The 25,924-nt window shown below is 40.2% G+C and carries 12 protein-coding genes and 1 pseudogene; 11 read left to right on the top strand and 2 right to left on the bottom strand.

Annotation, left to right across the window (positions count from 1 at the left end; all coding sequences use genetic code 11):
- The 10 genes from CXF72_RS03625 to CXF72_RS03580 form a co-directional block, all read left to right on the top strand.
- On the top strand, positions 1–5,289 hold a 5,289-nt coding region (locus CXF72_RS03625; protein WP_157823180.1), incomplete at its 5' end, for a cadherin-like domain-containing protein.
- A 203-nt stretch (positions 5,290–5,492) separates the two neighbouring features.
- Positions 5,493–7,664, top strand: a complete 2,172-nt coding sequence (locus tag CXF72_RS03620) for a type I secretion system permease/ATPase (RefSeq protein WP_101036915.1) — start codon at positions 5,493–5,495, stop codon at positions 7,662–7,664.
- Positions 7,661–9,034, top strand: coding sequence for an HlyD family type I secretion periplasmic adaptor subunit (locus CXF72_RS03615; protein WP_101036914.1), 1,374 nt, complete (start codon positions 7,661–7,663; stop codon positions 9,032–9,034). Before CXF72_RS03620 ends, CXF72_RS03615 begins: the two co-directional genes overlap by 4 nt.
- Positions 9,035–9,090: 56 nt before the next feature.
- Entirely contained in the window at positions 9,091–10,470 is a 1,380-nt protein-coding gene (locus tag CXF72_RS03610) for a TolC family outer membrane protein (protein ID WP_101036913.1), read from the top strand.
- Complete coding sequence (locus CXF72_RS03605; protein WP_101036912.1) at positions 10,467–11,072, top strand: OmpA family protein; 606 nt, start codon at positions 10,467–10,469, stop codon at positions 11,070–11,072. The genes CXF72_RS03610 and CXF72_RS03605 overlap by 4 nt, the downstream gene beginning before the upstream one ends.
- 6 nt (positions 11,073–11,078) lie before the next feature.
- Positions 11,079–11,774: a transglutaminase-like cysteine peptidase gene (locus tag CXF72_RS03600; protein WP_442966023.1), complete on the top strand. Its 696-nt coding sequence runs from the start codon at positions 11,079–11,081 to the stop codon at positions 11,772–11,774.
- A 7-nt stretch (positions 11,775–11,781) separates the two neighbouring features.
- Complete coding sequence (locus tag CXF72_RS03595; protein ID WP_101036911.1) at positions 11,782–13,704, top strand: bifunctional diguanylate cyclase/phosphodiesterase; 1,923 nt, start codon at positions 11,782–11,784, stop codon at positions 13,702–13,704.
- 715 nt (positions 13,705–14,419) lie between these two features.
- A complete protein-coding gene (gene ydiJ / locus CXF72_RS03590) occupies positions 14,420–17,464 on the top strand; it encodes a D-2-hydroxyglutarate dehydrogenase YdiJ (protein ID WP_101036910.1) in 3,045 nt (1,014 codons plus the stop codon).
- A 32-nt stretch (positions 17,465–17,496) separates the two neighbouring features.
- Positions 17,497–17,922: a hotdog fold thioesterase gene (locus CXF72_RS03585; RefSeq protein WP_101036909.1), complete on the top strand. Its 426-nt coding sequence runs from the start codon at positions 17,497–17,499 to the stop codon at positions 17,920–17,922.
- A gap of 95 nt (positions 17,923–18,017) precedes the next feature.
- Positions 18,018–18,851 carry a CvfB family protein gene (locus CXF72_RS03580; RefSeq protein WP_101036908.1) on the top strand — a complete coding sequence of 278 codons (834 nt, stop codon included), beginning with the start codon at positions 18,018–18,020 and terminating at the stop codon, positions 18,849–18,851.
- 68 nt (positions 18,852–18,919) lie between these two features.
- On the opposite strand, the gene CXF72_RS03575 is transcribed toward CXF72_RS03580, so the two are convergent.
- Together CXF72_RS03575 and CXF72_RS03570 are read right to left on the bottom strand one after the other, a co-directional pair.
- Positions 18,920–22,237 (bottom strand): mechanosensitive ion channel domain-containing protein, encoded by a 3,318-nt coding sequence (locus CXF72_RS03575; protein ID WP_101036907.1) that lies wholly within the window; start codon positions 22,235–22,237, stop codon positions 18,920–18,922.
- 400 nt (positions 22,238–22,637) lie between these two features.
- Positions 22,638–24,317, bottom strand: coding sequence for a phosphoethanolamine transferase (locus tag CXF72_RS03570; RefSeq protein WP_332870220.1), 1,680 nt, complete (start codon positions 24,315–24,317; stop codon positions 22,638–22,640).
- 559 nt (positions 24,318–24,876) lie between these two features.
- Between CXF72_RS03570 and CXF72_RS03565 the strand changes: the two are divergent.
- Positions 24,877–25,530: pseudogene (locus tag CXF72_RS03565) on the top strand (hypothetical protein).
- The last annotated feature ends 394 nt before the right edge of the window (positions 25,531–25,924 follow it).

Here is a 25,924-nt window from a genome sequence, read left to right as displayed (position 1 = left end):
GTGGTGACGATCACCGGTACCAACGATGCGCCGACAATAGATGATTTCAGCCTTAGTACAAATGAAGATACTTCATATACGATAACAACCGCTCAAATTTTGGCACAAATTTCTGATGTTGATAATGATGCTATTACCGTTGAAAGTGTGACTTCATCCAATGGTGTTTTGATAAATAATGATGACGGTACTTGGACTTTCACTCCATCTAAAAATAGTGATGTAGATGCCACTTTGCAGATTACTGTAAATGATGGACACGTTAGCGTGTCAAAAGATGTTCCTGTCAGTGTCGTAGCGGTTGCAGATGCTCCAGTTTTAAATATTACAGGAGAGGCGGTTACTCAAAATGTAGATGTCACTAATTTTAGTGAATCAGATAGCGGATTTAGTGTAACCGGTCGCAGTATAAATTCAGATGATACCTTGTCAGATGCCTCTGTAGATAACGTGGTCTTTCATGGAAATCCAATTGGGTTTGGTGTTAAGGGCGCGGCATCAGGTGCCGATGATGAACTTGGTTTTAATGGGACAGTATCTGAAGAGCTGATAGTTAATCTAGAAAATGCAGTCGCATCTGTTGATGTTGCATTTGCATGGAAGCATTCAAATGAAGATGCAAAATATGAATTCTTTATGGATGGTGTCTCAGTTGGTGAAGGTCTCAGCATCGGTGGGAGTGATGGTGTTGATCCCGCTGTGACCTTGCAACCTGAAAATGGGGTGTTGTTTGATACGATTGTATTCACTGCACCAACATCGGGTGATGATTATTTAATTAATTCTATCAGCTTCGACAGGATCCCAACGAGTGACACAACTGTTCTTACTGATGAAGATGGTAATGCAATCCTTCATATCTACGCTCAACTAACAGATACAGATGGTTCAGAGTCAATTACAGGATATACAATTTCTGGCGTGCCTGATGGCGTTTTATTAAGCGCTGGTACAACTGATGGTAATGGCACATGGACGATAGTTGGAGATGAGTTAAGCAGTCTGACGTTATCTGGTGTTGATGAAAGTTTCGAATTAACAGTGACAGTACATAACCAAGATACAAATGGGGATTCTGTAAGCAGTACGAGTAAAAACATCAGTATTGAAAGCAATTCAACTAACGCTAATGATACAAATACAGTTTACGAAAATGCGTTGGCTATTGGCACTAATAGTGCAAGTAATGCAGAGATCTCAACGGGTAATATTTTTGGTAATGATAATTTAGCAGAAGGAGCTGTCCTTTCTTCTATTAACGGGGTTGCTGCTGCCAATAGTATTATTACTGTTACGACAGATGATGGTAATACATTAACAGTGAATGCCGATAATACTTCAGCTGATTTTGGTCATTACACTTATACCTTGAATAATGCAGTGACTCATGGAGATGGTGACGGTGCTAATAGCGTGGTTGATACTTTTACTTATTCAATCACCGATGCAGATTCTACTGTGCACACTGCAGATCTGGTGATTACAATAGTGGATGATGTGCCGGTCGCTGTCACTAAAACATTGATGACTAACAATGAAGATGACTATTCGAACAGTGGTAATTTAACCGATGATGACGGAACTACAATACAATTATCTGCTGATTCAAACAATGATTTTGCTTGGGATGAGACTAGCTCAACCATGCCAAATATTTATGCTAATAGTCAACTTGTCAAGTTTGAATTTGATTCAGAAAATGATCAAGTCATTGGTACTATTGATGGCGGCGCAACCACGGTAATGACCTTGGATGTTAGTCTTAATGAGGGAGTGGGAGCTCCACAGTTTACCTATAATCAAGACGTTAAATTTGGTACTGAAAGTGGCGTCAGTGGATTGGTTGCACATACTGGAGGCGTTAATGGTTCATTGGAATTAACTGGGAGTAATAGTGACGTAACGCTTATTCTAGCAACAGCAACTAATGCTCTTGACCCCTCCAATTTAGAAGCGATAGAAGTTAATTACAACAATGGGTATATCGGAGTAAAAAGTTCAAATACGGTTAATGAAGATGGTGGAGGGCTAGATGTTGGAATTAATGAAATATTAAAATTAGACATTGTTCCAGATGCGACATCAGTATCTATTGAGATCTTATCTAATGGTCAACCAACTCCTGGTAAAATAGTTGCCTGGGATGTGAATGGTGAAGTTGTTGAGACAGTGAATTTCTCCATTAATGGTATATATACACTCAATAGCAGTGATCCTTTGATTGATTATGTTGTTGTTACAAATACAGATTCTGCTAACAAACCAGGTTCTTTCCGTGTTGCAGTAACAGCAACTAGTTATATTGATATGGTTAGCGATATTGACTTGAGTTTTGCCTATAACTTGACTGATAGTGATGGTGATACAAGTCCAGGCACAATTAATGTTTCGATAGATGAAATTGCACCGACTATCAGCAGTGTTGGCGATTTCTGTGCTGATGAAGGTGATAACTTAGTTTTTGCCGTAAGCCTTAGTGGCGTGTCGGGCGATGATCAAATATATAACTTTAGTTTGACCGATATCGACACTGACAGCCTTGATTATGGCGATGCAGAATTTAGTGATGGTGTAACACTTAATGCTGCGGGTGACACTATTACAGTGCCTGCCGGTGTCAGCAGTTTTACTGTGACGATACCGAGCACAGAGAGTGGGCGTACGGACCCAACTGAAAAGTTCACTTTAAATATTGGCAGTGAAAGCGGCACGGGCACTATTATGGCGGCAGTGCAATTAGCCACGGACAGTGACCCTGACTACGAGGATATTACTGAAGCTAATGATTCAGATGCATATACCTTTACCACTGGTGATGACGTCGTGAGCTTTAATAAACAGAATATTACACTCGATGCAGAGATTAAGACTCTCACCGGTAACGATACTATTACCGGCATTCATTATGTGACAGATAATGCCGTTATTGATACCGCTACGGGTAATGACACTGTGACCATCTCGGGTGGCGTTGAGGATGATGCCACTATCAATATGCATACCGATAATAATACTCTTAGCATTGCTTATGATGTGAAAGATAATGCAGAGATTATTCTGGGGACTGGCAATGGCGATATTACCATCGGTGGTGGCGTTCAGAATTTTGCCAAGATCACTATGGGAACCGGTAACAATATTCTTCAAATCACCGATGATGTAACTAATAATGTCATTATTATGACGAATACCGGTAATGACGATATTATTATCGGTTCTGAAGATGACTGTATGGAAGTTGGAGGGGCTGGATTTGGCGGGTCTGGACTTAAGGATTCGGTCTCTATTATTATGAAGGAAGGTGACGATACTCTTCAGGTTGCTGATAATGTGCAGGATAATGTATCTATTAGCATGGGGACCGGCAATGACGAGATTACCATCGGTGGTGCACTGATAGGGTCTGTCACTATCGATATGGGGACCGGTAACGATACTATTACCATAGGTGCTGGAATTGAGGATTCTGTTAGTATTGATATGGGGGAAGGTGACGATACCCTTACTGTTGCTGATGGAATTAATATCACCGGTGACAGTGATGTTGCTGCCGATGCCGATATCTTTATGGGAACTGGGGCAGATACCCTTGATATCACTGGTGATGTGCAAGGTGATTTCTCTATTGATACTTGGACTGACGAGGATACTATTAAGATCGATGGTGATCTAAAAGGCAATGTCTCTATTTATACAGGTACTCTTGCTGATACTGTGAATGTCACTGGTAATGTGGAAGGGAGTGTCTCTATTGATACAGGGACTTACGGGGATACTATTAAGATCGATGGTGATGTAAAAGACAGTGTCTCTATTAATACAGGGACTTACGGGGATACTATTATTATCGGTGGTAATGTGGAAGGGAGTGTTTCTATTGATACTTCGGCTAGTGGTACAGAGACTGATGCGGATACTATCACTATTGGAGGTTCACTTACGGGTTCTGCCAGTATTAGTACAGGTACTTTTGCTGATACTATTACTATCACGGGGGGGCTTGAGGGTTCTGCCAGTATCGATATGGGGATCGCTAACGATACATTAACCATTCTGGGAGACGTCGCCAATACTACTGGAACAGTTAATTTGGGAACAGGTATTGACACTTTAATTTTGAGCAGCTTTAGCTCAGAAGATATTGATACTAGCAATGTAGTTTCTGTTGATGCGGGTGTGCCTACTATCAAACTTAAGAGTAATGGCCAGATAGACTTAGACTTTACCGTTACGAGTGCTGAGCATATTGAGTTTAGCGACGCCAGCTACACCTATAATGCTACTGAAAAACAATATGAATTGGATACCAACTCGGCTGTTATTATTGATGGTATTATTGAAGGTCTGAGTTATCAAACGACGTCAGAATTATTCGGATTAACCGGCGCTGATGGTGATTTTGATTATAAGTCTGGTGATATTGTTACCTTCACTATTGGTGCCTTAGTGATAGGGACTATTGATATGTCTGATATCACAGACGGTCAAGTGTTCCTGCAGGATATTGCGCAAGTGAGTCGTACTGATGTAAATGATGAATATGTTGAAAATATGGCTGTTTTGTTGCAGTCGCTGGATAATAACGATGATGCCTACGATGGTATTGTTATCACGCAAGCAATGCGCGATGCCTTTTCCGAAGAGAACTTTGATTTAGCTTCGATGTCAGAGCAAGAGCTTGTAAGTCTGATTGCCGCTACCGGTCAATCCGCTTTGAGTGAAGATGCGGCTATGGAGCATGTACAAGATATGCTCGAACTTCATGCCGATATGGATGAGTCTGAATTTGATCAGCGTGAGCTTGATAATGTGCTTAACGATTCTCTTGGTACTAACGAACAGATAAATGATCTGCTTATCGGCGGTGATGGCAGTGATACCTTAATGAGCGGCCTGGATGATGACACTTTAACGGGAGATCAACCTTTTGTTTGGCTAAGCGGTGAAAATGGGCAAGATACAATCTCTGATTTTAATCAAAGCATCGATACACTTGATTTTAGTGAGTTATTACAGGATGAAACGGGCGATAATCTCGGGAATTATCTGGATTTTTCCTTTGCAGATGGTAATACGACAATCTCTATTTATGAGAATGGGGACGGCACAACCGTTTCTCAAACCATTGTCTTAGATGGCACTAAGCTGGACGGGGTTGATGATCAAACGACTCAAAATGAAGTCACTATTATCAATTCATTGATAAGTGATGGCGCATTAATAATAGGGGCTCCATCATCTGATGCAGAGCTTATTCAGGCAACAATTGACGAAGCTATCATTATTTAATCCTTACCAGAAGCAACAACCCAAAGAGCATGTTATGAAGCTGTTCTTTGGGTTATATTGCCGCCACGTCAATACCTTGATTTTTTATTTGAATAATATTGATTTATGACATAAGTTGATCAAAGAGAAAGATTGTTTCTCTTTGATATTTAAGATTAAAACCTACTTTCTAAACCGACGTCTTTGTAAGAGTAATTTATTTAATGCCACAAACAAAACAATGGACCATTAACGCCGCCCAGCGTATGACAGAAGATCCGCTTCTTGATTGTTTAGTCTTGCTGAGTGAGCATTTTGGCAATCCCTGCTCCAGCGAAGCATTATCCGCGGGTTTACCGTTAACCGGGATAAATTTATCACCGGAATTATTGCCGCAAGCCGCTGCACGAGCGGGTTTAAGTGCAAAATTAAGTCGTAAAAGCTTGGATAATATACCGGCTATGCTATTGCCCTGTGTTTTACTGCTTAAGGATCAAAAAGCCTGTGTATTACAGGAAATAGATATTCAGGCTAATAAAGTTGTGCTGACCCTACCCGAAACGGGTGGTGAAGAACTGCTTACGGTTGAAGCATTAGAGTCCGTTTATGTTGGTTATTTGTTTTTAATAAAACAAAATTACAGTGGCGATCGTGATTTTGATGTGCATCTGGCTGATACCAAAAAGCATTGGTTATGGGATACCATTCGACAATCAGCACCTATCTACCGTGATGTTATTATTGCCTCCATTCTGGTTAATATTTTTGCCTTAATATCCCCCTTATTCGTGATGAATGTTTACGACAAGGTGGTACCTAACCTGGCTTTTGAAACCTTGTGGGTACTTGCAATCGGTGGATCCGTTGCTTATATTTTTGATTTTATTTTAAAGCAGCTGCGTAGTTATTTAATTGATATGGCAGGAAAAAAAGTCGATATTCAGGTCTCTTCAAAACTGTTTGCAAAAATTATCGGCATTCCGCTGGAAAAAAGAGCGGCCAGTATTGGCGGTATGGCAAAGCAACTTGGCGAATTTGACAGCATTCGCGAATTTTTATCTTCAGCGACAATTACGGCACTGGTTGATTTGCCTTTTTCAATCTTCTTTATTTTTATCATATGGATTGTTGCCGGTGATTTAGCGTTGTTTTCAATTATTGCAACGGTATTAATCCTGGGCTATAGCTGGTCAGTGCAGGGCAGGTTGCGCCGCGCAATTGAAGAGAGTAATAAATTTTCCAGTCTGCGCCATGGTCATTTGGTTGAGAGCTTATCCGCGGTTGAATCCATTAAAGCCAATGGCGCCGAGGGCATAGTACAGAATGCCTGGCAACAGATGTTAGGGCATACATCGAATTGGCAATTAAAAACCAAAGTGATCACTAATTCAGTGTCTAATGTTGCCAGTTTTATTATCCAAATGTCGGTTATTGCGGTGATTATATTAGGAGTCTACCGTGTTTCCGAAGGACTGATATCGATGGGTGCCATTATCGCTGCGGTGATGTTATCGAGCAGGGCTATCGGGCCGATGGCAAAGATTGCCGCACTAATGACCCGATATAATCAAACCGTCACCTCCCTAAGACAGCTCGATGGGATCATGGCACAGGAAGCGGAATTTGAGAATAAAGGGCATCTTGCAAGCCGCGCTAAATTGGAAGGTAATATTATTCTGGAACATGTTGCTTTTAATTATCCTGATACTGAAAAACCGGCTTTATATCCCCTTTCGCTGACGATAAAGCCCGGTGAGAAAATTGCCATTATAGGGCGTAATGGTTCAGGTAAAAGTAGCTTAGCAAAAATAATGTTAGGTTTGTACCAGCCGACACAAGGCAGTATTCGCTATGATGGCTTACATCAGGGGCAAATTCATCCCAGTGATTTGCGCCGTAATTTTGGCTATTTACCACAGGATATTGTGCTATTTCACGGATCAATTAAAGACAATATTTTATTTGGTACCAGACAAGTGACGGAATATCAATTAATGCGGGCTGTACAGCTTTCCGGAGTGAGTCTGTTTACTGACCATGAATCAGCAGGTTTAGATCAGCAGGTTGGCGAGGGAGGGAAATTGTTATCACGCGGCCAACGCCAAGCCATCGCACTCGCACGTGCTATTTTAAATGATCCGCAAATTTTATTGTTTGATGAACCCACCGCCAGTTTAGATGCGCGTGCTGAGAAGTTATTTATTCAATCTATTACACAAACTGTACAAAACCGTACAATGGTCTTAATTACGCATAAAATGCACCTATTGCAGTTAGTGGATCGCATTGTGGTACTTGATAAAGGGCATTTAATGGCAGACGGACCTAAAAAACTCATTTTAGAACAGTTAAAAAATGGCACATTAGCGACCGCTTTCAAAGGGGCTAAACAATGAAAATAAGCAAACAAGATTTAGAAATGGCCGATGATGTTTATGGTGCTATTCTAACTCAAGCGCCGAGTATTCATCGTTTAACAATTTGGTCATTAGTGGCTCTGTTTATCTGCTTTTTTGTCTGGGCATATTTTGCTGAATTGGATCGTGTGACGAGGGGACAAGGTAAGGTTATTCCTTCAACACAAGTGCAGGTTATTCAAAGTTTGGATGGCGGGATTTTACAAGATCTTTATGTTAAAGAGGGAATGGCCGTCAAAAAAGGGCAGCCGCTTGCGCGAATTGATGATACGCGCTTTCGCTCAGATATGGCGCAACAAAACCGCGAAGTTGATGCCTTGCGCGCCGATATTATCCGTTTACGCACCGAGTTGAGCAGTATTTTAGTGGCCGATGTGCCAGATTGGCAATTACAGATTAAGATTAACAAGCAAACATTACAGTTTCCCGATGATCTTAAAGAAACGGCTGAGAGTTTAGTACTACGCCAACAAAATGAGTATGAAGGCCGGTTAAGTAACCTTGAAAATCAGGTGGCTATTTATGCACTGCAGATTCAGCAACGACAGCAGGAAATGTTGGAAATTAATTCCAAAATTACAACATTGGAGACCAGCCTTAAATTGGCCAATAGAGAACTGAAATTGACTCTACCTCTTGCCCGTAAAAATATTGTGCCGGAAGTTGAGTTAATAAAACTGGAACGCTCAGTTAATGATATTCGCGGTGAGTTAAATGCGTTGCGTCTGGTTAAACCTAAACTGCAGTCTAGTTATCGGGAATCGATACTAAAACGTCGCGAAGCGGTACTTCAATACCGGGCAGAAGCACGGGCGGAGCTGAATAAATTGCAATCTGATTTCTCTAAAATAACCGAGGCGCAGGTTAGTGTACAAGATAAAGTATCAAAAGCCTTAATCATCTCCCCTGTGGTGGGAACTATTAAGACTATCCATATAACGACCTTAGGGGGCGTTATTAAATCAGGGCAAGTCTTATTAGAAATTGTTCCAACGGAAGATAAATTATTAATTGAAGCTAAAATAATACCAAAGGATATTGCTTTTATTCATATTGGGTTACCGGCCAGAGTAAAAATAAGCGCCTACGATTTTACCCGTTATGGTGGTTTAGAGGGAGTGGTCGAGCATATCAGTGCAGACACGACACAGGATGATGAGGGGAATAGCTTTTATATCATAAGGATAAGGACAACCGAGTCAAGTATGCATAGTCGAGATAAAAAGGAAATGCCGATCATTCCGGGGATGATGACAACGGTTGATGTCATTATCAGTAAAAGAACGGTGCTTGAATATATTTTAAACCCGATTTTAAGGGCTCAAGAGATGGCTCTCAGGGAGTATTAAACTGCCAAATAATAACACTCAATAAAACAAATAATAACAATTTTAAAGGAGTTAAAATGAAACTTTTTAAGTTTAAGCCAGGCAAAAAAGGATCTGCCGCATTATTATGTTCTGCCGTTCTTTTTTCTGCTAATGTTCATAGTCAGTCACTGGAACAAGCCGTCGCTTATGCGTTGGATACTGCTCCTCAACTACGTGCTACTTATACGCAGTTCAAGGTAAAAGAAAAGCAGGTCGCGCAAGCTGAAGCGGGTTATTGGCCGACCATAGACGCTACCGGCGGTTATGGTTATGAATATACTGACAGCCCAAGCACCCGAAACGGGGGGGACTCTAAAAATCTAAACCGAAGTGAGTTAGGGCTTCGCCTGCAGCAAAATATATTCACCGGTTTTCATACCAGCAGTGAGGTGAGTCGAACAAGTTATGCAACCAGTGCCGAGCAGTGGCGTTTACACAGTGCGGGAGAGGATTTAGCATTAGAAATCAGCCAGGTTTATATTGATTTAATTAAAACAGAAAAATTGATCAATCTTTCTGAAAAAAATCTTGCCAGCCATCAAGAAATTTATAATCAGATTAAAGAGCGAACCGACTCGGGGTTTGGCAGTTCGGCTGACTTATCACAAGTAGGTGGCCGTCTGGCTAAAGCGCAATCTAATCTTATTGCTGCAAAAAATAACTATTTAGACAGTAAAGCGGTCTTTTACCGTGTTATCGACCAGCGTCCGGAGAAATTAGTGATCCCGGTTCCCGACGCAGCTCTATTACCTCAAAGTGAAGAAGAAGGGGTGAAAATAGCGCTGGCCAATCATCCGGTGCTTAAATCTGCACAAAATGATATTAACTCAGCTGCTGCCCAGCATGACTCAGCAAACTCAACTTATTACCCTAAGATCACCCTGGATATTGAAGCCAATTATAACAATAATATCGATGGTGCAGATGGTCAGATTAATAATGTCGGCGGTGATAATAATGAAGTGATTGCCATGGTCCGATTTTCATACAATATCTTTTCCGGAGGTAAAGACCAGGCTTACGCGAAAGAAACTGCCTATAAAATGAGTGAAGCAAAAGAGCTCAACCGTAATGCTCACCGTGAAGTTGAACAAGAATTTATCCTTTCCTGGAATGCTTTTGAACAGTTAAACCTGCAGAAAAAATATATAAAAATGCACGTTATTGCCTCTAAAGATACACAGTCTGATTATGGCCAGCAGTTTAAAATTGGGCAACGCACCTTACTTGATTTATTAGATACAGAAAATGAGTTATATCAAGCACGCCGAGATTTTTTAGATGCGGAATTTTCAGAAATATCAGCACAGTATCGTATTTTTCATTCAATGGGATCATTACTGAATGCATTACGGATAACTCGCCCGTCCAGTTGGCAGGGTGAGCAACAATTTGATGGAGGAGTATCATTATGAAAAGCTTGATAACTGTTTTTTTAGCTATTTTCGTCTCAGCTTGTACAACGCAGATTGTCGATATGACACACGAGCCGACTCCTCAGAAATTTGATTTAAGCGATTCTGAAAGTGATGGTGTTATTCAGGCGCGTGATCATTGCCCTGACACTTTTTCTGGCGCACAAGTTGATAATAACGGTTGTGCTATTAAAAAAATTGAAATAGCACGCGAAAAATTACTGATCAACTTCAGCAATGATTCTTCTGTAGTTCGTGCCGAATTCTTTCCTGAAATAGAAAAAGCAGCTAACCTTATGAAAGCGCAATCTAACTCTCTCATAACTATTGAGGGACATACCAGTAAACGCGGCAGCGCGGAATATAACCTAATATTATCACTGCAACGCGCCGAGGCTATTAAAGATATCCTGATCACAAAATTTGCAATAGATGAAAGGCGGATCACTGCCGTTGGCTATGGCTTTGAGCGCTTATCAGTAGAAGGTGATGATGAGTCTATTGCTGCGCGTAATCGCCGTGTTGTTGCTGAAATAAACAGTGAATTGTCACAGAATGAGTTGAAATGGACAATTTATAGCGTCGATTCTCCTACTGAGTGATATTGAGTGCTGATAATAAATAAAGGGCGCAAATCCGGATGGCACTTATTAAGTGCTTTACTGCTGCTAATTAGTTTTTCCATTTTTTCCAGTCCATGGTTATTAAATGAGCAGAAAATAATATCCGCGCTTAAAAGTAATTATGGTGAGCGTGCTTCTGACCGAGGGAGAGCCTGGTTTAATATTCTGGATTCAGCACAACAGTTAAGCGACACAGAAAAATTAACCAAAGTTAATCATTTTTTTAATATGCTTTATTTCATTGATGACCTGAAGCTCTGGGGAAAAGATAATTATTGGGCAACCCCGATCGAATTTATTGGGGTAAACGGGGGAGACTGTGAGGAATTCGCCATAGCAAAATACTTTACATTATTAGCATTGGGTATCGACGATAATAAAATGCGTATTACTATGGTCAAAGCACTGACGCTGAATCAATATCATATGGTGCTTTCCTATTATGAGACGCCCGGTTCAGTACCTCTGGTACTTGATAACATAGATGCGCAAATCAAACCTGCAGATCAACGCCAGGATCTTTATCCTGTTTATAGCTTTAACGGTAAACAGCTTTGGCTTAATAAAGAAAAAGGACAAGGCGTACTGGCTGGTAAATCAGATCGCCTTAACCGCTGGACAAATTTAAATCAACGTATGGAATTTTCAACGCTGAAACAGCCGAAATTGAGATTGGAGTAAATATTAAATGACCCTCTTTAACCAGATAAACTCATTATTGTTAGTACTTTTTTTGCTGGTAATGTCCAGTTTATTTTATTTTCAGTTTACCGAAACAAGCGCTTTTATGAGCGATCAGATGGAATCTGATCTTAATAATACCAGTACCTCATTAGGTCTGATGCTAAAACCTCATCTGGAAACGGGCGATATTGCGACGGTTGAAACTTTAGTGAATGTTATTTTTGAAGGCGGTTTTTATAAAAATGTCAGTCTGACCTGGCTTGCGGATCAAAAACAGCAAGTGTGGAATAATCCGGTTGTTATCGATGGGGTGCCACAGTGGTTTATCAACTTTGGGCTATTCAAGGGGGAAATTAAAGAAACTGTTATTACATCGGGATGGTTACAACTGGCAACCTTGAAAATCGAATCAAATCCGGCTATCGCTTACCGGGAATTATGGCTAATTATGAATCATATGGTACTGGCTTTAGTGGCTATTTTTCTTATCGCAACTTTTTTATTCCGTTTGCGATTAAAAGTCATTCTAACCCCCTTAGATGAAGTTGCCGCGCATGCCCATAATATTGCTCAGCGTAAATTCAGTGAAGATTTGCCATTACCTAAGACCACTGAACTTAAAAAAGTGGTTGGGGCTGTTAACGCCATGTCCGGACAATTAAAGTTAGTGTTTAAGTCACTTGATGAGCAAGTGACTATACTAAAAAATGACAAATTTTTTGATGACGTTTCACAGCTACCCAATAGACAACATTTAGCGGGGCAAATGAGCAGTTGGTTAGCTGAGCCGGGGATCGGGGCGCTGCTATTGACTAAGTTTTCCTGGTTAGACGAAATTCACCATCAACTTGGTTATCAGGTACGTGATCAATCCATTAAAATATTGTCAGATAACCTGCTAAAAAACTTACCTAAAAGTTTTATTGCGCGTATTTCAAATAACGAATTTGCTTTTTTAATAAAAAATGCTGACGACAAGCAAATAACGTCTTATTTGCAGCTGTTAATTCGCTTAATTAACCAGGAAATATTACAAGCAGGCTGTATTCCCAATAGCAATTTTGCGATTGGATTAAGTGAAAGAACAGCCGATGTAACGCCTCCTGTATTATTAGCGCAGGCAGATCACGCTTTGCAAAAAGCACTGTTAGAAAATAAAGTCAGCAATTGGTTTCAGCCTCATACTGAGCAGGAATTTAGCCAGGAACAATGGCGAATTCGTCTCGTGGATGCAATTAATAAAAATCAGTTTATATTCCAATGGCAAGTAGTAAAAACCATGGACAATGATAGGGTCATGCAGCGAGAGATTTACAGTCGTTTACAAATTGATGAAAAAGTTACCCGAGCTAATGAGTTTATGCCCTTTGTTGAACGTTTAGCATTAGGCCATGAATTTGATCGATGCATACTCGAAGCGCTTATCAAAACACAGATGCTGACGATTAATAAAGAACCTATTGCGGTGAATCTAACCCGTGACAGTATAATCAATAGTGAATTTCATCGCTGGTTAAGCCAATTTTTAAATAAGATTGCCGATCCGCACTTGATTCACTTTGAGCTGCCCGAAGCGGGTGTTTTAAATTATTTAGATCAAGCAATTAAACTGGGTGAGATTATAAAAAATGGCGGGGCTCAATTGGGGATAGATCATTATGGTCAGCAGCTGTCCTCCTTTGAATATTTGCAATTGTTAACACCTTATTATGTGAAATTGGATCTTTCATTGTCTTCTTACCAGGATGAAGATAAGCAAGACAAGCTGCAAAATCTAGAACTTTGCCGAGCATTGATTAATATCGCACATGGCTTAGATATTAAAGTGGTGATCACGGGTATCGAAGATGACAAACATCTGCAGATGGTCAAAATTTTGCGGATAGAAGGTTATCAAGGTTATATATCTGCCCCTGTTGACATATAACTTAAAGCGGCGGGTAAAATGCTTGAAGGCTGAAGGCTGAAAGCTGGAGAGCTAGAAGGCTTGAAGCTGGAAGGCTTTAAGCTTGAAGGGCGGTATTTTTGGAACTGAGCCTTCAGGCTCGGCAGTAAAAGGCTTGAAGCTTGAAGCTGGAGGGAGATCTAGAAGGCGGTATTTTTTTGGAACTGAGCCGTCAGGCTCGGCGGGTAAAATACTAAAAGCTGAAGGCTGAGGGCTTTAAAGGCGGGGTAACTATATTGTGTCTTCGAACTTATGTCGGTCGCCACGGGTTTTTGTATATACCCATGATACTTCAAGATGCAAAGTCAGCAAGAAAAATTGTGCTGATATGCGAGGCATAAAATTGAAGTCTAGTTATTCTACAAAGAGATTTTATAACAACGCAGATTGGCTCAATTTGCCTTGCCCTACGGGGCGCAAGGTCGAAAACCAGCGCTGCGTTGCACCAATCGAAAAGAGAATAACCATTACCTCATGCTGCGTCTTGCTCTGGTCTCCGCCCTTGCGCCTGACAAAGCATTTACCAAATTCCCCCTCAATATTCATTCCCGAATAAGAATAAGAATAATAATAATAAGACTAAAAGCGATTTTTAACGTGAAATTAATCATCTAACCACATTTGAAAATTGTGCTAATATGACAATTATTTTTATTAATGACAATATCAGCAAATAACCGACTAGGGCACTTTAGACATGATCCCAAACTTATCTCATCAAGAGAATATTAAACAAGATTACTTTGCATTTTTAAGCGCATTAAGTGCAACAAACTATTCCGGCGAAATAGAAAAAAGTTATGCCAGTCGCCTTGCTGTTGCAACGGATAACAGTGTTTATCAATGTTTGCCGCAAGCAGTTCTATTTCCCCGCTCGACCCAGGATATTGTTGAAATTTGTAAACTTGCACAAGCTGATGAATTCGCCAATCTGCGTTTTTCACCTCGCGGTGGCGGCACGGGTACTAACGGTCAATCCTTAAGTAATGATCTGGTCTTAGACCTGTCCCGTTTTATGAATAAAATCATTGAACTGAATGAGGCTGAAGGCTGGGTGCGGGTACAAACCGGCGTGGTTAAAGATCAATTGAATGAATTTTTGCGCCCCTTTGGTCTGTTTTTTTCACCTGATTTATCGACCAGTAACCGCGCTACTATTGGCGGCATGGTCAGCTGTGATGCTTCAGGGCAAGGATCCTTAGTATACGGTAAAACCAGCGATCATGTTTTAGCACTCACATCAGTACTAGTAGATGGTCAAGTATTAGACAGCACCCCGCTTAAGGGAGATGCCTTAGTTGAACAAAGTGCACGTCAAGATACCGTTGGTGCTATTTACCGTCAGGTGATTGAAACCTGTGCCGGTAAGCAGCAGCAAATTGAACAAGGTTTCCCCAAACTAAATCGTTTCTTAACCGGTTATGATTTAAAACATGTCTATGATCCTGAAACAGGGGGGATCGATTTAACCCGTATTTTGTGCGGTGCAGAGGGCTCCTTGGCTTTTATCACCGAAGCCAAATTAGATGTGCAAAAAATCCCAACGTATCGCACCCTGTTTAATGTTAAATACGACAGTTTTCAATCGGCATTACAAAATGCTCCTTTCTTAGTAAAAGCCAATGCCTTATCGGTAGAAACCATTGATTCTAAGGTTTTAAACCTGGCTAAACAAGATATTGTCTGGCATAGCGTTAGCCAGTTAATAACCGATGTGCCCAATAAAGTCGTTGATGGTTTAAATATTGTTGAATTTGTTGAGGAAGATGAACAGATCCAAGCGCAAAAGGTTAACGATTTAATTGTAAAATTAGATACATTAATTGCCAATGAAGAAGGCGGTGTGATTGCCTACCAAATTTGCGATGATTTGGACGATATCAATAAAATTTACGGCATGCGTAAAAAAGCAGTTGGTTTGTTAGGCAAAACCGCGGGCAGTGCAAAACCTATTCCTTTTGTGGAAGATACCTGTGTACCGCCGGAAAATTTAGCGGATTATATTATTGAATTCCGGCAGTTATTGGATGATCACGATTTGGATTACGGGATGTTTGGCCATGTGGACGCCGGGGTATTGCATGTTCGTCCTGCGCTGGATATGTGCGATCCACAGCAGGAAAAAATGATGCGCACCATCTCCGATAAAGTGGTGGCATTAACCTCTAAATATAAAGGATTAATGTGGGGAGAGCATGGTAAAGGTTTTCGCAGTGAATACAGTCCTGAATTTTTCGGCGATGAATTATTTACTGAGTTACGTAAAATTAAAGCCGTATTTGATCCTAACAACCGTGTCAATCCAGGGAAAATCTGCACACCTATCACATCAAATGAGTTGTTAGTTAGTGTGGACGCGGTAAAACGCGGTACCTTTGATCGTCAAATCCCGATCAAGGTGCGTAATAGTTTTAAAGAGAGTGTTGACTGTAACGGTAACGGTTTATGTTTTAACTATGATACTAAATCACCGATGTGTCCCTCGGTTAAAATAACCAAAGACCGCCGTCATTCCCCTAAAGGTCGTGCCGGTTTAATGCGCGAATGGTTACGCCAGTTAGCCAATAAGGATATTGATGTATTACAACTAGAAGAAGATCTTTACGCCGGTAAAAATGCCAGTGTCTTCAGGAAATTTGTCAATACCTTAGCTAAACGCAAAGGTGAATATGACTTTTCCCATGAAGTAATGGAAGCGATGCAGGGCTGTTTAGCCTGTAAAGCCTGTACCAGTCAGTGTCCTATTCAGGTGGATGTGCCCACTTTTCGTGCCCGTTTTATGCACCTTTACCACGATCGATACCTGCGCCCTTTGAAAGATTATTTTGTTGCCTACGTTGAGCAGTACGCACCTGTTATGGGTAAAGCACCGCAATTTTTTAATTTTTTTATGGGTATGAAGCTGACGTCTGCCTTAACAGAAAAATTTGTGGGTATGGTTGATATTCCATTACTGTCAAGCCCGACACTGACCGCTTCACTTAAAAATCAGGACGTGCTTGAGTTTGATTTAACTAAGCTGCAGGCATTAACAGACGCTGAACGTCAACAGTATGTGCTGATAGTGCAGGATCCCTTTACCACTTATTACGATGCAAAGGTGGTAAGAGATGTTGTATTAACAGTCAAAAAACTAGGCTATAAACCGGTGATCCTGCCCTTTAAGGCAAACGGTAAACCACAGCATATTAAAGGTTTCCTGGATAAATTTGCGAAAACAGCTAAGAACTCGGCGCAATTTTTAAATCAGATGGCAACGCTTAATATTCCTATGGTGGGGACAGATCCGGCAATGGTATTGTGTTACCGTGACGAGTACAAAAAAGCATTAGGTGAAAATCGCGGTGAGTTTCACGTGCACCTTTTCCAAGAGTGGTTATTAACGCGCTTAAGCGGTGATAAAAAAACCTTAACCGGCAAGCAATATTTTTTATTGGGTCACTGCACCGAAGTCACCGCAGAGCCGACATCCGGCGGGGATTGGGCTAAAATATTCAATCATTTTGGCGCCGAGTTTATTAATGTTGCGGTGGGTTGTTGCGGCATGGCGGGTACTTATGGGCATGATGCGGGACACCTGGAAAATTCAAAAGCCATTTACAGTCTTAGCTGGGAAGCTGAAATTGCCAAACGTGAGCGGGAGCAATGTCTGGCAACGGGTTATTCATGTCGCAGTCAAGTCAAGCGTATTGAAGGGCAGACATTAAAACACCCTGTGCAGGCGCTATTAGAAATTCTATAGAAATCTTATAAAAAACCAATTACAGGACAAAAATGTCGATTTGGAAAAAAAATACGGATTTAGCACGCTTAAATGCAACCAGTGAAAACACACTGACCGCTCACTTGGGTATCTTATATACCGAGGTAGGTGATAATTCTTTAACCGGGACAATGCCTGTTGATTGCCGTACTATCCAGCCTTTTGGGCTGTTACATGGTGGTGCGTCTGTTGTGTTAGCTGAAACATTAGGCAGTCTGGCCGCTAACTTGGCTGTTCCGCAAGGGAAAGTCTGTGTGGGGCTGGAAGTTAATGCCAATCATATACGCTCCGTAAAATCCGGGATTGTTATTGGCACTGCAACGGCGCTGCACATAGGTTATACAACACAAATTTGGTCAATTGAAATAAAAAACGAAAGAGGGCAATTGGTTTGTATATCACGCCTGACTATTGCGGTGATCAACAAACCTGCCTAACTAGCTGAATTTTCGAATGGTTTGGCTATATTCAAACAGATAACATAGCGTTGTGGTAATTGATCACAGGGCATTTAAATTAAAAAGAGAAAGTTATGATTAAAATTGGTGCTTATAATGAGCTGACTATTATTAAGCAAGTTGATTTCGGTGTGTACCTTGACGGACAGGAAGACGGGGAAATATTATTACCCCGTCGTTATGTCACCGATGATATGAAAATCGGGCAAACTGTGTTGGTCTTCCTGTATTGTGATTCAGAAGACCGTTTGATTGCCACCACGCAAAAACCGAAAGCGGAGGTTGGGGAATTTTCCTCACTGAAAGTGGTTGATACAAACAGAGCAGGTGCATTTCTAGATTGGGGATTACCGAAAGATTTATTAGTTCCTTTTAATCAGCAAAAAATCCCGATGAAAGAAGGTTATGGATATATTGTTTATATTTATCAGGATGATATAAGTGAGCGTTTAGTTGCGTCTTCAAAACTGGACCGTTTTTTAGACAAAGTAGAAGCCAATTATAAAGTGGGTGATAAAGTCGATTTATTGATCGCAGAAAGAAGCGATATTGGTTTTAAAGCGATCATTAATAATAAACACTGGGGGGTTTTATTCCCAAGTGATGTGTTTGGTGAGATGGGAATTGGTAAAAGGTGCAAAGGTTATATCAAGCAAGTGCGTGAAGATGGTAAAATTGATTTGACCCTGACACAGATAGGATACGGCAAGATTGATTCATTAGCCGAGCGAGTTGTCCAAACCATGAAACTGCACCAGGGTTACCTGCAGCTGTCGGATAAAAGTTCTCCCGAGCAAATTGCCAAAATTTTAAAAATGAGCAAAGCTAATTTCAAAAAAGCAATTGGTCAGTTATATCGTAAAAAAGTGATTCATATTGAAAATAATGGTATTCGTTTAAACGAATAATTTACCACCATTTAATTTCCCTTTTCTTTGATTGCTACTGGCGCAATTCGCCGCCGGTACCAATCCGGTCAAGCTAAAGGTTTGGTCGAGTCATTTGCAATAATATGAACGTCCTGTTGCGGGAACGGGATTACAATGCCTGCTACCCTAAAGCGTTTATCAATTTCTTTATGCAATTCAGTAATAGCACGTAAACGATCACCTTGGGTGGGGACATAGGCTCTTAGGGAGAGTGACAAGCTGCTATCGGCAAATTGTTCAAAGTTAATAAGTGGAGCCGGTTCAGTAAGTGTACGTTCATTATCAATAGCAATTTCCTCGAGAATTTCCATTGCCAGTTCTACGTCACTGCCGTAAGCAATGCCGACCTTAACAATGATCCGGGTAATGTCATCGCTAAGCGTCCAATTAAGCACTCGGCCGGTAATCAACTCTTTATTGGGGATCAATAACTCTTTTTCATCAAAGTTGCGGATGGTGGTGGCGCGAATACGAATACGTATCACTGTGCCCGATGAGTCCTCCGTGCTGCCGGTGCTGATAATATCACCGACACGAATCGGACGTTCAAATAATAGAATCAAACCACAAATGAAATTGGCGACCACTTCCTGCAGACCAAAACCAATACCCACACTCAGGGCTGCAAACATCCATCCGATGCTGGAAGAATTTATCCCTAGAAAGCTCATGGTTATAAGAATCGTAATAATAACAATGCCATAACGTGTTAAGGTTACAATAGCATAACGGGAACCGGGGGTGATTTGTCCGTTTTTAAGTAAAATGATATCTATTAAAGAGGGTAAGTTTCGGGATAATATATAGCCCCCCAAGCTGACTAAAAAAGCCACCATTACTTCATCCAGCGTCACGGCAAGCAGCAGTTCTTTGCCGTCTACTATGACATCTTTATTCCACAGCTTTATCTGTTCAAGGAAGCTTAATGCGGGTAATATCTGACCCCAGACGCCAACGAATCCGACCACGGCGAGGACTAACGTCGCTGCATTAATCAGCTTGTGACTGTCGCCGTCTAATGTTTTTAAATCGACCTCGTGCTCTAATATCTCCTCATGAACTAATTCGGGTACTTCACTTCCGGTCGATTTCAGGCGATCCCATTTAGCTTTTCGAGCAATCACCAAATTATCATAGGTTAGCCGCTTGCTGGTAATTAATAACCAGCGGCTTAAAAATGAATGAAAAATCCATACTAGCGCGGCAAATAAAATAGAAAAATACAGGCGTTCGCCAAATATTCCTGCTGTATAAGTGTAGCCCGCTAAGGACATAATAACGATTGCAACGGGTAAACACATAGTAAAGAAAAAGATAATTTTTCTGGTTTGGAATATTGACTCCGGATTTGTTGTTTGTGCCCGATATAGCAAACCTTTGTAAGGGTGTAAAATGCTATATATGATCCTTACCAGTGTAAACATAAGACCTGAATAGCCCAATATGGCAAGCGGCCCCCCCAACGTCGCGGGGAATAATTTGATTGCACTCAGGGTGATAAAATAGCAGGGAATGCCGAAGTAAATGAACAGCTTGAGTTGTTTGACATATTTTGACAGCGCGTTTGCTTTACGGCCAAAATGCACTTCTGAAACCCCTTTTTCAATGCACAGTACTTTTAAAAACTGTACCGCAATAAGCGAAATAGCAGTGTAAATACTCGCATTGGCTAATTCGACTGAAATGTTCGACGCAGTTGTCGGAAGCTTTATAGCCCAACTGATAATCAATAAGATTAATCCGGCCGGTAATGCTAACAGCGCTGTATAAATTAAGGCTTTGAGGGTCTGCAGGATACTATCCTGTTTGACACGGCCTACTTGTCTACCACAACGTTGTAATTTGCTGAGTAAATTCCTACGCAAAAATATTAATAAAAACACTAACGACAAAGGGATAAAGAGTAACAATAGATTCGGTAATCTGATTTTTTTCAGTCTCCAAAACTCAGTTTGTAAATGGCTTATGTAGAGTTTAAGATCCGAGGGCAATGGGGTAAACATGATAAAATCAAAGGCATTACTGCTTTTTAGCCACAGAAGGTGCTCAGTTATATAATTATCATACTCTTTGGTTTTATTTATTAATTGTAAATACCTGGCATCCAGTTCGTATAACCCACTCTGTTGTACCCGGTCATTTTTGATCACTCTTTCAAGCATGTTTTGACGGTTTTCTAACAATTCGGATAGGATTTGACTGTTTTTTTTATTGTTAGACTGCGCGGGTCCCTGCTGATCGTTAATTAACATTTCTTCGTGACGGAATAATCGTAAGCTTATTTTAGCAATATCATCAAGCACCACACTGCGTGATTTTGTGTAGGTTTGACGCTTGGGGAGCTTTTCTCTTTGTGCGCGAATTGATAAAGCAATAAACGAGGAGTCACTTTGAAGCTGCAATCTTTTGCGTGCATTGTGGAAGGCTTCTGAGACCTGCAGTGATAGTTTTCGCTCACTGGTCTCTTTTTCTAAAAGTGTTTGCAGTTCCTGAAACTGTAATTTTAATACCGCAATCAGCGCTAAATTTTGCGTGGCAATTCTCTGCAGATAACTGTCCTTCGCTAATTTACCGTTAAGCACTAAATTGGCCGTTTCGGATATTTTTTTGGTCGACTCTGCACGTTTGTTAAAAAGCTTTTCATGTAAAAATGCGATGCGTATTTCGATTCTTTTCAGCAACATTTTTTCGTTTTTCTGTTTCTCCTGCAGCAGGTTTAATAAAGCCGTGTTACCTGTTAGCTCCTGGTCAAGCATTAAAAGTTCTGTTTGTAACGATTGACGTTTTGTCTCCCGGTACCAACGATCAGCTTCTGTAAATGCCGGGCCGTTATTGGATTGTTGGTCTATCTGTTTCTCATCAAGTTCTGCCATCTCTAAACGGATATAATTAATTCTTTCTCTGGCCTGACTTGGTCGTAAGGTGCTCTCCCCAATCTCAGTATTGATGGCACTCAGTTTATCTTCCGATGCCGAACGGTTTATTTCTTCATCTGCAATCAGCTTTTCTAACCTTGCCAGATCAGTGTATTGATTGACTTTTAAGCTAGATAAGGGCTCTGTTGTGGAATGTTCCGTCTGTGTTTTTTTCAATGCGTTTATTTCTTGAGGGGCGGTTAATAATTTTTTTTGATATTCTGCAGTGGCCTCTTTATGCTGTTGAATCTGATGCAGGTGGGAGATACTGTCGCGATACAGCTGAATTAATTTGGCTTGTGTTTCTGGATCATATTCTTGAGATTTTTTGGCGACTTCAATACGTTTATCAAGCAGATCAACCGTTACACTATCCTGTGATTGAGCGAGTCCAAGCGCGCTAAAAAAAATAAGACTTAACAATAAGAACAGGTGGCTAATATTCTTCATCGAAACTCCATGGTCATTTATACAAGCGCTGCTGCTGCAAAAAATCCCAAACACTATTGTAGGGCTTCTTTCATCAAATCGTCTGGCACTATTTTAATCAGCTTTAGCTGGTCACCAAGAGGAGGATAACCGGATGTTATAAATCTTCACAAAGACTAAAATATCGTTTTATATCTGACCAGTGTTTATTGTCACATAAATAAATCTACCGAATTGCGCACAAGGTAACAGCTAAGGTCAATTCGACGGGTGATTATTGCGCACTGATGGAGACAGCACAAAATAAACACCCTTGATGGGGAATTAAAGCACAGCTTTGAATGTTATAGCAATGCCTTGATATACAGAATAAGCTTATTTTATCGCAGGGGCATTAACCTTTGTTATTGAGTCTCCAGTGCTAATTTATTTCAGGGGCTAATGTCTTCGTTTTTGCAATGTTATTTATTCCCTTTTTACAACTGGCAATAATGTCCAGTTGATTATCTTTTGCTGCTGAGTCAACACCATAGAGTCCAAGGAGTGTATGGAACAGATTATCGTGAGAAAAGGTATCATTGTTTGCTTTATCAAGCAGACATTGTCTATTGATTCCTTTGGCATTGGCATAATCATTTCCTAACCACATAAACCAGGGAACCTGAGTTTGTTCATCGGGGGCAATAACGTAAGGTGCACCATGCAGATATAAGCCGTTTTCACCAAGCGATTCGCCATGGTCTGAGATATACATTAAAACAACATTATATTGCTTCGAATATTCTGTTAATTTTTTAATTGTCTGGGCAATAATATAGTCCGTATAAACCAGGGTATTATCATAAACATTAACTATCTCTTGGTCGCTGCAGTTTTCAATATCACTTTGATTACAGGCGGGGGTGAAGTGGGCTTTACTTTCCGGATAACGTTGCCAGTAAGTCGGTCCATGACTGCCTTTAATATGTAACGCGATAAATTGATTACCTTTGTTCTTTTGAATTTTTTCGTCTAGATTTTGCAGTAATGCTTCATCATAACAGGATCCTGCATCACATAAATCCGGGCTGTCTTCCGTTGTGATCTCTATTTTTGAAAAATTGCCAGCGACTCTTTTATCACCACCATCATTTTCAATCCAGAGCATATCCACACCTGCATGAGAAATAACATCCAGAGCATTATCCTGATTAATAGCACGATTTTTATTATAATTAGAGCGGTTCATATTTGAAAACATGCAGGGTAAGGAGTGCGCAGTGGCCGTACCGCATGACGAAACATCTTTAAAAGAAATGATATCCATACCTTGTGTATAGGGATTGGTATTACGGGCATATCCATTATAAAATATATTTTGTGAACGTGCTGTTTCACCTACGACTAAAATCATTAAAGTAGGTTTTTCATTAGTGCTGCCTTCCAGATTCGCATCCTGACCAATTTTTTTGTATTCTAATTTTTTTGTAAAGTAGGTTCTGTTGACATATCGAAACGAATTGAATGCATGAGCCGGATTAATCATTTTGTTTAGATAGCTGTTATTTCGCCCTATAGAGGCATAATCTTTATAATAAAAAAAAGCGATTAGCAAAATCCCAACAACCGCAACAAGCACTAATAAAAGCCGATTAACTATTTCTCTAGTAATACTTTTTGCATAGGTTATTTTTGTTTTAAAAACAATAAAGGCAGGTAATAGGCCTAAGAATATAAAGTATGAAATTGATCCCAGGTTTATATAAGTAAAAGCTTCCCCCGTATCTGTCTCAAAAATATTTTCTATCATACCGTAGTCAAACATAACGTTATATTTGATGCTGGCATAAAAAGCTAATGCGGATGTTATCAGCAGCGGGATCTGGATTGCTTTAAACAGATAGGGCAGGGCGAGTATTGAAAAAATAATGATAAAGGCAAAGGTCAAAATGATAGGCGAAAGAAAATAAAATACACTTTGATTGTCCGATAAGATATAGATTTTATCGATGATCGGGTAATTGAAAACAAAGCCGTAATATATTGAAAGAAGGGTTACCAAAAACACCATATTTGAGGAGAGGTTGGTATTTTTAATGGTCTTTAACAAAGTCGATTTCAAGGTGTTTATCCCGATGAGTTAATAATAGCTACAGTATACTTTTTGAAACTTAAGATTTACTGAGGAAATGCATTCACAGTGATTTAAAACAGTGACTTACAACAGAGATTTAAAATTCATCGTTATTTAACAAGGGTTGCTCAATTAATGAACATTATATTCTGGTAAAAGAGTATATAAAAATTTGATATTGTCTAGTGCTTTAGTCAGTTTTTTACAGGCGGAGAAAGTACCATTCTTCATACTGCTTTTTAAATAAATATATTGTTTTGATGATTAGTATAGCAAATTCGGTGATTTTATCTTTATTTATACGGGTTAAAAAATATGCCGACGGGACATAAAACACCGTTTGAGTCTTTGCTATTGATTTGATTTATAACATCCTGTTATTCATTACTTATTATTATCCAGTAGTAGCCCGCTGAAGCTGTTCAAGATCTTTTCCTCGTATTTTTTGTATCATTAGAATATCTAGTTACTGCAATCAACGCCTTGCTTTTATGCGTTTTTTCGGCGCCTAAATAGTTAACTAAATTAGCTAAATGGGTACTAAATAATGATGACTAAGACGCCCCCATTAACAGATCTTCATCGTCATCTTGATGGTAATATCCGCATAGAAACTGAAGTCGATTTAATGAATTTTTTATCTAAATTGGATTGGGGTGTCGCAGTATTGCCTATGAAAATGTGCAGGATGTGATCCATGCACAAATTGATTATGCGGAGTTGCGCTTTTCACCTTATTACATGGCGATGAATTAGGGCATTTTGTCGAACATTTTAAAACAGTGCTAAATGCAAATTTACAGGTCACTGTGCATGCTGAAGAGGCTGCGGGTGCGAGCAGTATTTGGCAGGCTATTATAAGCTTGGAGCAACCCGCATTGGGCACGGTGTGAAAGCGATTGAAGATACGACATTGCTGGATTACCTGCTTAAGCATAAAATCGGTATTGAATCTTGTTTAACCTCAAATAGTCAAACAAGCACGGTGACCTCCTTTACAGATCATGGGGTGGTTGCTTGTTTAAATAGCGATGATCCCGCTGTTGAAGGGATTGAACTCGCGTATGAATACCAAGTGGTGGCAACAAAAGTCGTTTTAAATCAAGACCAAACTCGTCAAGCACAAATTAATGGTCTGGAAGTTGCGTTTCTATTCGAGGCCGAAAAATCAGCACTGCGTAACGAGGCATTAAATCGTTAGTTATTTATCAACGCGATGCAATACCTGATTAATTCCTTTACTATCAAGTCCCTTCAAAATATATATTCAGTGGGGCGAGTATATTAATCATTAGAAAAAGTGATATCTTGGTGTTATTGATGAAAAAATTCATGTGTATTTTTCCCCGCAAGTGAGTCGCGGGCCGTAAGCTGTAAGCTTTAGGCAGTAGGCTGTAAGTAGTGGGATGTAGGTTTTAGCCTTTAGGCTGTGGAGAGTGATTGATGAAAGGTATTACCGGGTTTGTTTGTTTCGCACCTTTAATGTAAGCAGTGGAGAGTGATTGATGAAATGTATTACCGGGTTTGTTTGTTTTGCACCTTTAATGTAAGCAGTGGAGAATGATTGATGAAAGGTATTACCGGGTTTGTTTGTT

The organism is Psychromonas sp. MB-3u-54 (assembly GCF_002836415.1).
Taxonomy (GTDB): domain Bacteria; phylum Pseudomonadota; class Gammaproteobacteria; order Enterobacterales; family Psychromonadaceae; genus Psychromonas.
Note: the sequence above shows the minus strand (reverse complement) of the source record. Positions and strands in the feature narration are given on the sequence as shown.